The following is a 13,638-nucleotide window of genomic DNA, read 5'->3' as shown; positions in this document are numbered from 1 at the left end:
GCGGAGACGGCATAGGACGCAGCCGTCATTCGGCGCTGCCACTCCTCGCCGGACTGCGCAGTGGCGATCGCGGGATCGCGCGCAAGCTCGGCCGCCTCCAGCGCCGTGCGCTCGGCGACAACTGCGCGCAGTTCAGGCGCATCACCTAGCGACCGCGAAAGACGGGCGGCGTCACCCGGCCCCTCGCCACGGCCGGCAGTCCAGCGATCGAGCATCCGGTCCATCAAAAACCGCTGCTGTTGCTTGTCGAGCGCTCCGAGCTCGGACTGGCCGCGCAGCGCGCCGATGACCTTCTCGGTCGTCGAAGTCTGGCCGATCCCGAGGAAACCTCCGCTGGGGTCCGACTGCCGTTCGACCCACTCCGCAATCTGCTGCCGGCGCTGCGGCGTGATGTCCTGCTCCGCTGCCGCAGCGACATTTGACGCATGGTCGTTGGCGCTCCGGACCGGCGCTTCGCTCGCGCTGGTTGGCCTCGCCGCTTCCGAGGAAACCCGCGCCCCGTCGATGGCGTCCTGAAACGCCGCGCCTGACGCTTGCGGTCCGGTTTCGTTCTGCGGTACGTCGCGCGGATCGGCTGCGACAGCACTGGCTCGTGGCGACATATTGCCTCCGTGTGTGCGCGGAGTGTCGATCAATTCGTGCCACGGCAGAGCTTTGCCGATCGATAGGCACGGATCGGCGGCCGTGACAGCCGCACGAAGGCTAGCGTTCAAAGCTGATGCGAAACTGACACTATACGGGAGGACGGCCTACCGGACGTTCGGGGTCCCCAGCGTTTTCGAGAGTGCCAAGTTGTTGCGCGCTGCGCGATCATCCGGTGCGACCGCCAGAGCGCGATTGTAGTGCTCCTGCGCCTCTCCGTGCCGACCAACGGCGTCCAATGCAATTCCGGCGCCATTGAGCGCTTTGATGTTTTTTGGATGCTGTTCCAGAATGGCGGCGAACGCTGCAAGAGCTTCTGCGTTTTGCTGGCGCGCAAGCATGACTTGCGCAAGACCGACCTGGCCATCGACATTGCCGGGCGAAATCTCAAGCGCCTGGCGAAATGCGGCGTCCGCTCCGTCAAATTCGCCATTGCGCATAAGCGCACGCCCGAGATCGATCCTAGGCTGTGCTGCGGACGGCTGACGATCCGCGATCCGGCGATAGATATTTGCCGCGTTGAGCGCGTTACCGCTGCTCTCGGCAGTTTGCGCCAGCCGGGTCAGCGCTGCGGTATCAAGATCGGCGGTCGCGGCCGACGGCTCGGATGATGCGGCCACTGGGGCGAGCTGCGCTCCCGCACAGGCGCCGACACCAAGAGCGACCAATGGCGGTGCGAGCGCGTGCAATAATTTTGATGTCGGGCCTGCTCCCAACCGTTGCGCACACTGACTCAACACGCACCTCACGGCTATCAGCCATGCGGTCAGCCGACGGCCGGCACGACACCTTGCGGAAACGATCCAGATTGCGGAGCCGAATCGGAACCAAAGCTGCCAGCGAGCCCGATCGTGCCGACCGGTTGAATGGTAAAATCGCTTGCCAACTCTTGATACGAAAGGACCGGAATGTCCAGACCGTTGCGCACGAGAAATCCGCGGACGAAGCGGCGGATATCCATTGACGTCAAGATCACCGGCCGATTGCGATCCGAATGTGCATTCGCTCCGATGCGGCGAACCCTCTCCAGCAGCCCTTCCGAAATTTTGTCTTCCAGAACGAGATAAGGACCCACTGCGGTGTCGCGAACGGCGCCACGAATACTATCCTCCGCAGCGCGCTCGATCAGGTAAGCAGGCACGATCCTGTGGGCATTGGCATATTTGTGACAGATTTGTCGCTTCAGCGCGGCGCGGACATACTCCGTCAGAAGGACAACGTTGGGCTCCCTTTCGCCCCATTCGGCGAGCGCTTCGAGAACCAGCCGTGGATTGCGGACCGAAACGCCCTCGTCGACCAGGCGCCGCAGCACTTCGGCCATTCTCTGTACCGGTGTCGTGCGTATCACTTCTTTGACGAGATCGCCGTAACGGCCTTCCAGCCGTGTGAGCAGCGCCCTTGTTTCCTGAATGCCGATAAATCGAGCAGCATTGCGCGCCAGCACTTCCCGCGTGCGGGCGGCAATGACTTCCGTGCAGTTCTGGTAGCCGATGCCTGCCGCCGATAGCGAATTCTCGTGTGCCACATCGATCCAGATCTGAGTGGAGGATTTGGCGTCGCCATCGATGTGTGCCGGAATTCCGGCGAGTTCCAAATTCACGGGATCGTCACATAACAACAGCCGCTGCGGATCAACGTGCCCCTCCTCGACCGGCACACCTTCCACCTCGATGCGAAATTGTGATGTGCCAAGCGCCGGATCGAAAGCGATGCCTACCTCCGGGATCAGGATGCCCAGCGCATCAGCCAAACCGGTACGGGAAGCATCCAGCTTCGATCGCAAATTCTGCAGCTCTGCGATGGAGCGCAGATTGTCCGCCAGCAGTACGACGACCGCCGGTGCTTCCGCCGGCGCCGCCTGGCTCGTCTCTCGCATACGCGGCTGGGCGCCCCCACGTGTCTCGGCTGCAGCCCCGACTCCTTCCTTGAAGGAAGCAACCTCCCCCTCCCCGTCTATTGACCTCGTTCGTGCAGCCAGGCTTGCCGCGCCGAACACAAGCGCCAGTACAATGAACACGGCGGTTGGAAATCCCGGCACCAAGCCCATGGCAAGCAGAACGATCGCAGCGAGCCGCAGCGCGCGCCGATCTCCAGAAAGTTGACCCGCGATATCGCGTCCGAGATCGAGCTTGCTGTCGCCGGTAACCCGCGTGACAACGGTCGCGGCGGTAATCGAGAGCATCAATGCCGGAATCTGCGAGATCAGCGCATCGCCGATTGTCAGCAGCGTGTATTCGCGCACCGCCTGCACGAACGGCATGCCGCGGCTCAGGGTACCGACCGCAATCCCGCCAATCAGGTTCACCACGATGACGACCAGCCCGGCGATGGCGTCGCCCTTGACGAACTTCATGGCGCCGTCCATCGCGCCGTAGAGCTGGCTTTCCTGCTCGAGGCGGCCGCGCCGGCGTCGTGCCTCAGTCTGGTCGATGTCGCCGTTTCGCAGCTCGGCGTCGATCGCCATCTGCTTCCCCGGCAGCGCATCGAGAATGAAACGCGCGCCCACTTCGGCGACTCGCTCCGCACCCTTCGCGATTACTATGAACTGCACGATCGTGACGATGAGGAAGACCACGAGGCCGACGAGAACGCTGCCGGCGATGACGAACTCGCCGAACGTCCGGACAATGTCACCTGCATTGGCCTGGGTGAGAATGAGGCGCGTCGTGGTGATGGTGAGCGCCAGCCTGAAGACCGTCGACAGCAGAATGATGCCCGGCAGCGTGGAGAACTCGAGCGGGCTCAGCACATAGAGCGACACCATCAGCAGCAGAACTGCAAATCCCAGATTGAAGCCGATCAGGAGATCGACCAGCAGCAACGGCATCGGCAGGATCATCATTGCGACGGTGAGGACAAGCACCAGCGCGATCATCAGATCCGGGCTCCCGGGAGCCCGCGTGACCAGCGTCTTCAATCTTTCTATCATCCGCGGCCTCCTTGCGACCGGGCAACCACAAACTGATCAAACTGTCGGCGGGCATCAGCCGTCTGCCCCTCGAGACGGAGCGCATGGCTTCGCAGCAGCAGAAGCGGCGCCCTCGATGCCGGATCAGAGTCGAGCGCTTCCAGGCGATCGATGGCCGCGAGCGCTGCCGCGCCGTCCTTGTTTGCGAGATGCGCATACGCCAGCAGCCTGATTGCCTCGACATCGTCCGGCCGCTCGCGCTCGACAAGACGCAGCAGGGCAAGCGCGCGGCGGCACTGTCCACACGCCACATAGACGTAGGAAAGCGCGCAGAGCAGATCGCGCTGGTCGGCCCCGACCATTGCGACGCCGGAACCTGGCTGCAGCGGATCGTCGAGGGGACCGGGCTTCCGCACTAAGCCGCGCATGCTGGGCTAACCTTCGACCAGGCTGTTGCTGTTCTGGCGCAACTGCGACAGTCGCTTGAGCTCACGTCGGATGGTCAATACCCCCTCGCGAACGATTCGATCATCGGTGCTCCCGACCAGATCCGACTGCAATTGTTCGAGCAGCGCACGATGGCGCTCGGCCTGCAGGACGTGTGGATTGCGCAATCGCGGCATCACAAACGTCATTAACGCTTCGACCAAGTTCCGGCCGGCAAAGCCGGAGATGGCACTGGTTCGATCGACCTGCGAGATGATGGTTTGCGCTTCATCCAGATGCCTTCGGGTGACGCCATCAAGGCCTGGCGTAGCGAGCGCGCGTTCGATCGCCGCGTCGAGGCGCACACCAGGTGGCAGGCTGGTCAGCTTTGGCATCATCCGCACCGGTTAAGGTGAATGCATCACATTAGTAGCGAACGGCAACAAGCTTGCCCTCGCGCCGCAACAGCACTCTTTCGGCCTCGATGCGTTCGATCGCCCAGCCGCCATCGAGCAGCGCACCCTCGAGGTACTTCTGGCCTCTGATCAGGAGGTGCGGATGATCTCCGCGCCACACGCCTTCGATGGACAACGACACCGGCACTTTTTCCGCTTTGATGCTGACGCCATTCACGAGCGTGATGTCGCCTTCGAAGCGTTCATCGAACCACCTTTGAACTGTCTGCCACTGCGCCGCGGCCTTCGGATCGATGGTGCCGGTCGCTGCGACGATCCCGACGCCAGGCTCGATCAGGACATTCAGAATGCCCATGCGCTCGACTTCGGCCCGCATGGCGTCCGCTGCAGCCTTGACTTTGTCGAATGCCAGATCAGGGACGTTGTGGCCAGCTTCCCGCTCGCGCGGCGCGGCTTCCTTGGCGACCACCGGCAGGATATCCGGTACGTTCGCCGTTGATACGAACAACGCCTGCCGAACGTCGCCATGAAATGCGCCCGTCGTTTGCGAGATCGGCACGTCGGCCAGCGAGTGCATCACCAGCGCGATCGACACGATGCTGACCAGTCCCGCCCCCACCAGGAGGCGCGACCGCGGCATCGAAGCGCCGAACAGGCTGCCTCGCGATTGCAGCCCTGAGCCGTCGGCGCGGCTGAAGTGCAGCTGCGCAGCGCCGATGTTCATTCGCAAAGGCGTTGCCACAGGCTGCCGCGCGCCGGCGGCGAGAACTTTCTGCGCGCCGATCGAGATTCGGCCAGCCAGCGCCTCGATTTGGATTTCGGGCCCGGAGGTATCGATCAGGGCATGAAGCGGCTCGACGTCGGTCTCCATCAGGACGATGTCGGCGTCCACCGCGCTTCCGATCGTGTAACGCCCCGGTGAGAGCTCATGCGACGAACCGGCGTATAGCCCGGACTCAATTGACATTGTCAGGCAATTGGACGGCAATGACATCGTTCGCTCCGAATTTCATGGCTGGAAGCCCCGCATTCTGCAAGGCTGCCTTGAGGCGGGGTAATGCGCGTGAGCGGCGCGCGCGTTGACGCGCGCACCGCGATGTTGAAGCCAAACGGTTACTGAACGCGCTCGTCGGCCACTTTCTTCTGCGTGTTCTGATCGACCTGCACACGGCGCAGTTCCATGCTCTTCTGCATGGATTCCTGATATGTCTGCTTGAGCTGGTCCATCATGGCCTGGAAGTCTCCGCCGCCGGCCGCTCCGCCACCGCCGTTACCGCCAGCAACTGCGCCTGCAGCCGCGTTCACGATGTTGCCGACACCACCAAGTAGTCCGCCCATAGTTCATCTCCTGTCGTTGATCCTTGATGTCTTCGCGTCTTCGTCACGCCATGGCCTCGATCGATGTCGATGGCTAGCGCAACGCCACCAGGGTCGCCGCGCGAAGGCCGCAACCTGATGCCTTGTGCTCCGAAGGCATCCAGCCATTCGAATTGCACCTGTCCGGGCGCATGTCCCTTGCGAACAACGCCCTAACCTTATGAATCCTCTTCTTCCTCCAGCGCTTCCCGGCCCATGTCCATAATGTCCATGAGCGGCTGCACCGACATCATCCCGATCGCTTTCTGCAGTTCCGCCTCGAACGCCTGGGAAGCTCCGCCGCCACCACCGCCGCCATTGCCTTCGATCGCGCCACCGACCGCGCCGCCGACCATGCTGCCGATCGGGCCACCGAAAATGCCGCCCGCGATCTGTCCAACCGCTCCGAGTACACCCATGACGAATTCTCCCTCGCAACAGACCTCATGGCGCGTCACGCTATGAGCGCCAGCTTTCAGGAAGCTGACGAGAGGTCAATTTTTTGGGGAGGATAAGGATAAGCGGCGCGAGGACGGTCAGCGCGAGTTATCGTGGCGGCTGGGCGTATTGGGATCGCCGTCACGTCCACCCGACTGCTCGCGCCCGCTGGATGCATCGGAGGACTCGTTGGAGCCAAACGTCGCTTCCAACCGTCCGTTGCGAAAGATCGTCGTCTGAGAGCCGCGAAACACCGTCAGAAAGGTTTCACGCGGCGACGGCGGCGGTCCCACTCGCGCTTCAGCTGGCTTCGGACGCGCCTGCTCCTCGGCAATCAGCCCGTTGAGCGTTTGCTCGACCAAGGCCACAAAGCGCGGCGGCCCGGTGACGAGAACCAGTTGGGTGTTCGGAGCCGGCCGCACGGCATATCGCTCATCGGCGACGTCGAACGCCGCAAGCGTCGAAGCAAGTCGTTCAAACGGTACTGGACCGGGCACAAGCAGCCTGCTTTGCGACTCCCGGGCGGAGGTGACATGCAGCACCTGCCCGTCGTAGTACCACTCCAGATTATAGAGTGCGGCGAGCCTGTTCAGGAAGGCTAGCGGCGGAAGATCGGGCAGCCGGCCCTGAATGCGGCTGCGGACCTCCTGGCTCACATTGACCTTGATATTGAGGTTGCTGCCGAACTCCTGAAGCGCCGCCGACAGATCCTGGTTGATGACCGTGTAGGTATAGGTGGTGTCCGGTAGCTTGAGCTGCGCCGCGTGCGTTGTCGAAGGTAGCGCTACGACCGCGGCTACGGCGGCAACGACGCTCGCAGCAACAGAACGGCGTCCCCAGCGATGTGTGGCGCCGAAACTCTGATCGGGGATCGCTCGTGACGTCATATGCCCGTCGTTTATGTAGGCTCGTGGTTTTGATCGTTATCTGACGGAGATATCGAAGCGATGACATAAGTCAAATCGATGGCGTGAGCACCGGAACAGCAGCCCGACGAGTTCGTCACTTTCCGGTCAGCTAGCCTCAATAGCTTCTTTCGTACTGTGCGTGCCACGAAGCCAGCCCTCAGATGTCAAGCCGAGCCGAAACATGTTCCCTGATCCGCTGACGACCATCAACGGGGCAGTCTCCAATACTGTACCGCTATCGGGAAACGCCGCGCCGACCAGCGATGCCGCCGGAGCATTCTCCCGTGTGGTCGCAAATGCATCGTCGGATGCGACAAATGTGGCGACATCGCATGCATCCGCGCGCGGGCAAGAAAGCCGGCCCGAAGCCACGCGTCTGGCAGCGGTACGCGAATATCAGCTAACGTCGCTGCCGAGAAATCCACAGGACGGAATGGGACACCACGTACTGGACCGGCTCGAAGCTCTCCATCGTGGTGACCAGCGGCTGCGCACGGCCAATGCGCATAACGCGGCCGATTCTCCGGCCGTTGGCCTCGCCGGCGCTGGACTGCCGCGTGGCCCTGCCGCAGCGCCGCTCAATGGCGCCGCCAGGCCGACCGATGCCTTCGACGTCATGCTGCGTAACTTCGAACAGGTTTATCAACAGTCCATTCAAGTCGGCCTGATGACCAAGAGCACCGGCGCCTTCACCACCTCGATGAACAAGTTGATGTCCTCGGCGTGAGCTGCGGCAAGACTCTCTGATTTCAAGCGGAGACGCACATGATTGCCGTCCGTTCAATGGTGAAGCCCGCTGTGCTCGCACTGATGCTCTGTGCGCTGGCTGGGTGCCAGACGGAGCTCTACTCCAAGCTGGACGAGCGCGAAGCAAACGACATGATTGCGCTGCTGCACAAATACGGCATCGCCGCCGAGCGCTCGTTCGCCAAGGACGGAACCAGCCAGATCAGCGTCGAAGAGCGCCAGCTCCCGCAGGCAATCGAACTTCTCAAGGCGAACGGCCTGCCACGCAGGACGTTCACCAACATGGGAGAGGTCTTCAAGAGCAGCGGCCTGATTTCGTCGCCGACGGAGGAACGCGCGCGGTTCATCTACGCGCTGAGCGAAGAGCTGTCGCGGACGATCTCCGATATCGACGGCGTTCTTTCGGCCAGAATTCATGTGGTTCTTCCGAAGAACGACCTTTTGCGCCAGGACGCGACGCCGTCATCTGCATCAGTGTTCATTCGTCATGATGCCCGCGCACCGCTGAAATCATTGCTGCCGCACGTCAAGATGCTGGTGGCGAACAGCATCGAGGGCTTGTCCTACGAGAAGGTGTCGGTGGTGCTCGTGCCGGTGGAACGACCTGCCATCGAAGCTGCTGCGCCGAGAACGGTCGGCACGGCAACTGCAGCCGGCCTCATGGCGCCGCGGACGGCCGATGGCGGGTTTCAGGCGCTCTACCTTTCGCTTGCGGGCCTTCTCGCGCTGCTCCTGACGGGCGCCTCGGCCTTCTGGCTCGGCCGCCGCCAGGGGCGGCGCACACAAGGCGATTTGCCACACGCGGCCGGCGCACCACAAAGTGCCCCGGCGAAAATCGAGCGTCTCTCCCTGAATGATCGCGACGCTGATCGGACAGTTGCGCAACGTGCGGCCTGAGGTTGGCATCCCGGCAGAGGACTTCATGTCGAGCCTACGCTCCGAAACCCAGGAAGTACCATCGCATGCGACGATGATGGTTCTCGCCGCTCATCCGCGCAGACTGGCTGATGTGCTCGATATCAGGCTTTCCGCCCCCCTGATCCGCCGACTGCAGAGCTGCGCGCGTCTCCATGACCGGCTTGCGCCATTGTTGATTCAGCAGATCGCCGGTTCAAATGACACACCGCCGGAGGACACGACCGACCTCGAGGAACAACGGGCAACATTCGAGCGTCTGTTCCGCGCCGATCTGACGCAAGCGTCATCGTTGGCAGGAGCCGCATGGCACGCGCTCTCACTGCGCCAAATGATACGCGGCCGCGACGTTGCCAGTCTGATCGCTCATATCGGCCAACGTGCCCACGCGTTCGGCTTGCGCCGCGACGGCATCGCGCCCGCGCTGCGTTCCGTCGGCCCCGACGCTTTGGCCGAACACATCAGGCGCGATGGATATGCGTGTCTCAGCGTCTGGATTTCGTCCTTTATGCCGCCAATGCGACAGCGACTGCATGTCCGGCTTCCGCCCGAAAGCGCCGAGCCTCCCGAATGGACCGACGTGCAGCGGACACTCGCACTCGGCCTGATGGATCCTGTGCTTTCAGAACTGGACGATTCGACGAATGTCCCCAATTGAGCCGCCGGCACGCCCCAAGTTGAAGCCATGCGGCCCGGTTGTGCGAGCCGAGGAATTCAATCACTGGCGCGAGGCGACTCGCGCGGTGGAAGCCGCACACCATTATCTGAAATCAATGCAAGACCTGGCCCATACTGCCTACGAGCAGGAAAAGCAGCGCGGGCTTCTTGAGGGTCGCGAGGCGGGAGCTAAAGAGGCCGCGCAAGTCGCCGCGAGCCTGGCCGGGGAGGCCGCGCGTTACCTCAATGAAATCGAACGCGCCGTTCCGTCCATGATCATCGTCATCGTGGAGCGCATTCTGGGTACGTTCGATGAGACCGAATTCGTGACGCGAGCTGTCCGGCAGGCGATGACCACCCTGGCAGGAACCGACATTCGCCTGCGCGTCGCGCCCGAGATGGCCGAGCCGCTCCGCCGATCGCTTGACGAAGACGGCTCCGGCGACGCCAGCATGCTGCGTGTGGAGGCTGACGCCGGCATCAAGCCCGGCGACTGCCAGATCGTGACCCAAACCGGAAATATTGACGTCGGTCTTGCCGCGCAAAGCCGTGCCCTGCGCAACGACTTGCAGCAACGGCTAAGCGCGATCGAGATCGCTGGCGCCAATTGGCAACGTGCCTCATGACGGAGGAACGGTTATCGATTCGCTTCGCGTCGCAATTGCCGCGGCTCCGTGACGCCGTCAAGCAGATCGACACGCGACCGATCAGGGGCCGCCTCACCAAGGCAGTCGGAACGCTTGTCCATGCGGTCGTACCAAACGTACGCATCGGGGAATTGTGCACCATCGCTGACGCACAGGCCGGGCATTCTATCACTGCCGAAGTCATTGGCTTCACCAGCACGGGCGCGCTGCTCACGCCAATCGGCGAATTGCATGGGCTGTCAATGCGCAGCGAGGTGATACCAACCGGCCGAAGCATGACGACCCCAGTAGGCGATGCACTCCTTGGACGCGTCATCGACAGCCTCGGGCGCGCGCTCGACGGCGGGACGCCGATCAATCGCCGCGAAAGTGCGCGTTCCCTGCATGGTCCCGCTCCCAATCCGCTGTCACGGCAGTTGATCGATCGTACGTTCCACGTCGGATTGCGCGCCATCGACGGTCTGCTCAGTTGTGGCGAAGGCCAACGGATCGGTATCTACGGCGAACCAGGAAGCGGCAAGTCCTGGCTGCTCGCCCAGATCGTCAAGAATGCGGATGCTGATGTCGTGGTCATCGGCTTGATCGGCGAACGTGGTCGCGAGGTGCGGGAGTTCATCACGCGGCAACTCGGCGACGACGGACTGAAGCGGGCGGTGCTCGTCGTCGCCACGTCGGACCGGTCCCCGATCGAACGGCTCAAGGCGGCCTATGCCGCGACCGCCATTGCCGAGCACTTCCGCGACAGCGGCCGTCGCGTTCTCTTATTGATCGACAGCCTCACGCGCTTTGCACGCGCGGCCCGCGAAATCGGCCTCGCCGCGGGCGAGCCGCCCGCCCGGCGCGGTTTCCCGCCATCGATCTTCGCCACCCTGCCGCAACTGATCGAACGCGCTGGCATGGGTGAGCGCGGCTCGATAACCGCCTTCTACACAGTCCTCGTCGAAGGCGACGGCACCGGCGACCCGATCGCGGAGGAGACGCGCGGTATTCTTGACGGCCACATTGTGTTGTCGCGTGCGCTCGCGAGTTCAGGCCATTTTCCCGCCATCGACATCCTCGCAAGCCGCAGCCGGCTGATGGAAGCAGTGATCTCCCGCCAACATGGCGTCGATGCCGGAAGGTTGCGTACGCTGCTCGCCCGCTACGCCGAGATCGAGTTTCTGATTCAGGTCGGCGAATACAAGCAAGGCGCGGACAAAATTGCCGATGAAGCCGTGGCCAAGATCAATGATATCAGATCCTTCCTGCGGCAGCCGGCCGACGAACGGACAAGCTTCGAGGAAACCAGACGGTGGATGACGCGCCTCGCCTCGTGAGCATGACCAACGTGAACGTGCTTTCGCGCATCCGTACGATTCGCGAACAGCATGCCTTCCGTCTCATGCAGGCCGATGCCGTGGCGCGCGATAGAGCGCGCAAGGCAGTTCAGGTGGCGGCAGCCTCGCTTGCTCGCGCGCAGGACGATCGGATCCGCGGCGAACAGCAATATTATCGCGATCTCGCATGCAACGCGAGCGTTGCAGTCGACGCGCTGTATCGCGGCCAGGATCAACTGGACCGACTGGCCGAAGCGGTGACGGATGCAAACCGTCTGGCTGAGGCGGCGAGCGCGACGCTTCTGCATTGCGAGCAGGCCCTGCTCCGATCCACCGCCGAGTATCGCGCGCGATCTCGCGAGGTAAGGAAATTACACCTGCTGCAGGAGAAGCTTGAGAACGCCATCCGCGCTCATTTCGAGTTGACTGACGAGCTGGATACGGAAGAACAGAGCAGCATCCGGTATTCGAACAAACCCAGCGCCTGGAGCGAACGGCAATGATGGACTCCCATGGCGCGCTTGCATTCCATCCCCAGCGCCTCCCCGATGTCACGCCATGGCAGCCGCGTATGTTGTGCGAACCGTCGGACTTGGCTGTGCTGAACGCGTGCTCGATCCGCCGTGCACCGTTTCACGGGTCGATCGACGGTCTGCCGGTCGAGATCGACCTTTCCCCCACCTACGTGATCGAGCCCCTGACCGCCAACCATGATTGGTTCGAAGTGAGCTGCAGTTGGGGCGACGCCCACGCGAGAGCGACGCTTGCCTGCGAGACGGTGCGCCGTCTCCTCGACCGCCTCCAACCCGGGCTTTCCGACGATCCGCCAGGCGAGCCAACCTTGTCTATGCTGCTCGAGCTTGCTTTCGCCTCCCTGTTGGAGAAGATCGAGACTGCGACCGGAATGTCACTGCGGATTCGGTCATGCCACCGCGCATCGTGCGATTTCGCGCCTGATCCGTCATGGCGCCGACTTCTCTTCCACGGAGTTCTGAACGGCGCTCCTTTCGAGCTTGGACTCGAACTGGACGGTCCTGCCCTCGAATACTTCGTGAAGCTGCTCCAGCAGGCGGCCCCGGCGCCATTGCCGCTTGCGAAGACGATCGTGCCGGTGGTGGCGGTCCTCTGCGCGGGTGCAGTGCGTCTACCGCTCCGCACACTGCAAGACCTGCACCATGGTGACGTGCTGCTACCCGATGAGTTTCCATTCGAGCGCGGTGAGGCCGCGCTCACGTTTGGGCATCGATATCGGGCGATCGCACGCCTGGACGAGACCGGGGCCTACGTACGATCCATGCTTCAGCACCACAACCCCGTTCAGGAGATCAATGCGATGGAGGGCAAGACTGCGCCCGGCGCCGTCGAGACGGACAGTCTTGGCGACCTTGAGATTCAGCTAACCTTCGAGCTAGGCCGTCAGACGGTCGAGCTTGAGCAACTCCGCACGATAGCGCCTGGCTATGTTTTTGCGCTCGGGCGATCGCCGAATGATCCTGTCGACATTGTCGCCAATGGGCGCCGCATTGGGCGTGGCGAGATCGTGCGTGTCGGCGACGGTCTCGGCGTTCGCCTCATTCGCCTGTTCGACCATGGCTGACATACAGCCCGGTATCCTCGCGCTCATCGCAATCACCTTCGGGCTCGGGTTGCTGGTGTTCGTCGTTGTCACGACGACCTCGTTCCTGAAGATATCAGTCGTGCTGTTCCTCGTCCGTAACGCGCTTGGCGTCCAGCAGGTACCTCCGAACATCGTTTTGTATGGCGCGGCGTTGATTCTTACCGTCTATATCAGCTCGCCAATCATCGAGCAGGTATACATACAACTCAATGATCCGACCCTGCAGTACAAAACCTTCGACGACTGGGGCATCGCGGTCAAGCGCGCCCAGGAGCCGGTGCGCGACTATCTGAAGCGCTTTACCAGGCCGGAGGAGCGGCAGTTCTTTCTTTCCGCAACTGAACGTGTATGGCCGGTGGATATGCGCAATCGCGCCACGGAGGATGAACTATCGATTCTTGCCCCGTCCTTTCTACTCGCCGAGCTCAAGCGAGCGTTCGAGATCGGCTTCCTGCTCTACCTTCCATTCATCACCATCGATCTCGTGGTAACGACCATCTTGATGGCGATGGGTATGTCGCTGGTCTCGCCGACAGTGATTTCGGTTCCGTTCAAGCTGTTTCTGTTCATCGCGATCGACGGCTGGTCGCGGCTGATACACGGGCTGGTCTTGAGTTACGCGCAATAGCCAAGGGACGCTATCC

At 62.4% G+C, this 13,638-nt stretch carries 16 protein-coding genes; 8 read left to right on the top strand and 8 right to left on the bottom strand.

Going from position 1 to position 13,638, the window contains the following annotated elements; translation table 11 throughout:
- Positions 1 to 749: 749 nt before the first annotated feature.
- The 8 genes from J6524_RS16610 to J6524_RS16575 form a co-directional block, all read right to left on the bottom strand.
- Complete coding sequence (locus J6524_RS16610; protein WP_225672344.1) at positions 750 to 1,262, bottom strand: tetratricopeptide repeat protein; 513 nt, start codon at positions 1,260 to 1,262, stop codon at positions 750 to 752.
- 146 nt (positions 1,263 to 1,408) lie between these two features.
- Positions 1,409 to 3,571: a type III secretion system export apparatus subunit SctV gene (gene sctV, locus J6524_RS16605; protein ID WP_225672342.1), complete on the bottom strand. Its 2,163-nt coding sequence runs from the start codon at positions 3,569 to 3,571 to the stop codon at positions 1,409 to 1,411.
- Positions 3,568 to 3,912 carry a type III secretion apparatus assembly chaperone SctY gene (gene sctY / locus J6524_RS38270; protein WP_512699567.1) on the bottom strand — a complete coding sequence of 115 codons (345 nt, stop codon included), beginning with the start codon at positions 3,910 to 3,912 and terminating at the stop codon, positions 3,568 to 3,570. The genes sctV and sctY overlap by 4 nt, the downstream gene beginning before the upstream one ends.
- A 72-nt stretch (positions 3,913 to 3,984) precedes the next feature.
- Positions 3,985 to 4,371: a hypothetical protein gene (locus tag J6524_RS16595; RefSeq protein ID WP_225672338.1), complete on the bottom strand. Its 387-nt coding sequence runs from the start codon at positions 4,369 to 4,371 to the stop codon at positions 3,985 to 3,987.
- 31 nt (positions 4,372 to 4,402) lie between these two features.
- On the bottom strand, positions 4,403 to 5,386 hold the full coding sequence (locus J6524_RS16590; protein ID WP_225672335.1) for a SctD/MshK family protein: 984 nt from the start codon (positions 5,384 to 5,386) through the stop codon (positions 4,403 to 4,405).
- 119 nt (positions 5,387 to 5,505) lie between these two features.
- Positions 5,506 to 5,730, bottom strand: a complete 225-nt coding sequence (locus tag J6524_RS16585) for a nodulation protein NopA (RefSeq protein WP_225672333.1) — start codon at positions 5,728 to 5,730, stop codon at positions 5,506 to 5,508.
- A 197-nt stretch (positions 5,731 to 5,927) separates the two neighbouring features.
- Entirely contained in the window at positions 5,928 to 6,167 is a 240-nt protein-coding gene (locus J6524_RS16580; RefSeq protein WP_225672331.1) for a hypothetical protein, read from the bottom strand.
- 117 nt (positions 6,168 to 6,284) lie between these two features.
- Positions 6,285 to 7,073 (bottom strand): nodulation protein NolW, encoded by a 789-nt coding sequence (locus tag J6524_RS16575; protein ID WP_225672329.1) that lies wholly within the window; start codon positions 7,071 to 7,073, stop codon positions 6,285 to 6,287.
- A gap of 202 nt (positions 7,074 to 7,275) precedes the next feature.
- On the opposite strand from J6524_RS16575, the gene J6524_RS16570 reads away from it, so the two are divergent.
- Genes J6524_RS16570 through sctR form a run of 8 tightly spaced genes read left to right on the top strand, consistent with a single transcriptional unit; the run spans position 7,276 to position 13,622 of the window.
- Complete coding sequence (locus J6524_RS16570; protein ID WP_225672327.1) at positions 7,276 to 7,821, top strand: nodulation protein NolB; 546 nt, start codon at positions 7,276 to 7,278, stop codon at positions 7,819 to 7,821.
- A gap of 38 nt (positions 7,822 to 7,859) precedes the next feature.
- Positions 7,860 to 8,738 carry a type III secretion system inner membrane ring lipoprotein SctJ gene (gene sctJ / locus J6524_RS16565; RefSeq protein ID WP_225672325.1) on the top strand — a complete coding sequence of 293 codons (879 nt, stop codon included), beginning with the start codon at positions 7,860 to 7,862 and terminating at the stop codon, positions 8,736 to 8,738.
- Positions 8,739 to 8,763: 25 nt separating this feature from the next.
- Positions 8,764 to 9,414, top strand: coding sequence for a hypothetical protein (locus tag J6524_RS16560; RefSeq protein WP_225672324.1), 651 nt, complete (start codon positions 8,764 to 8,766; stop codon positions 9,412 to 9,414).
- Positions 9,401 to 10,039 carry a type III secretion system stator protein SctL gene (sctL, locus tag J6524_RS16555; protein ID WP_225672322.1) on the top strand — a complete coding sequence of 213 codons (639 nt, stop codon included), beginning with the start codon at positions 9,401 to 9,403 and terminating at the stop codon, positions 10,037 to 10,039. The genes J6524_RS16560 and sctL overlap by 14 nt, the downstream gene beginning before the upstream one ends.
- A complete protein-coding gene (sctN, locus tag J6524_RS16550; protein ID WP_225672320.1) occupies positions 10,036 to 11,376 on the top strand; it encodes a type III secretion system ATPase SctN in 1,341 nt (446 codons plus the stop codon). The genes sctL and sctN overlap by 4 nt, the downstream gene beginning before the upstream one ends.
- A complete protein-coding gene (locus J6524_RS16545; protein ID WP_225672318.1) occupies positions 11,352 to 11,879 on the top strand; it encodes a YscO family type III secretion system apparatus protein in 528 nt (175 codons plus the stop codon). Before sctN ends, J6524_RS16545 begins: the two co-directional genes overlap by 25 nt.
- Positions 11,879 to 12,973, top strand: a complete 1,095-nt coding sequence (gene sctQ / locus J6524_RS16540; RefSeq protein WP_225672316.1) for a type III secretion system cytoplasmic ring protein SctQ — start codon at positions 11,879 to 11,881, stop codon at positions 12,971 to 12,973. Before J6524_RS16545 ends, sctQ begins: the two co-directional genes overlap by 1 nt.
- Complete coding sequence (sctR, locus tag J6524_RS16535; RefSeq protein WP_225672314.1) at positions 12,966 to 13,622, top strand: type III secretion system export apparatus subunit SctR; 657 nt, start codon at positions 12,966 to 12,968, stop codon at positions 13,620 to 13,622. The genes sctQ and sctR overlap by 8 nt, the downstream gene beginning before the upstream one ends.
- Positions 13,623 to 13,638 lie beyond the last annotated feature (16 nt).

It is taken from the genome of Bradyrhizobium hereditatis, assembly GCF_020329435.1.
Lineage (GTDB): Bacteria > Pseudomonadota > Alphaproteobacteria > Rhizobiales > Xanthobacteraceae > Bradyrhizobium > Bradyrhizobium hereditatis.
Note: the sequence above shows the minus strand (reverse complement) of the source record. Positions and strands in the feature narration are given on the sequence as shown.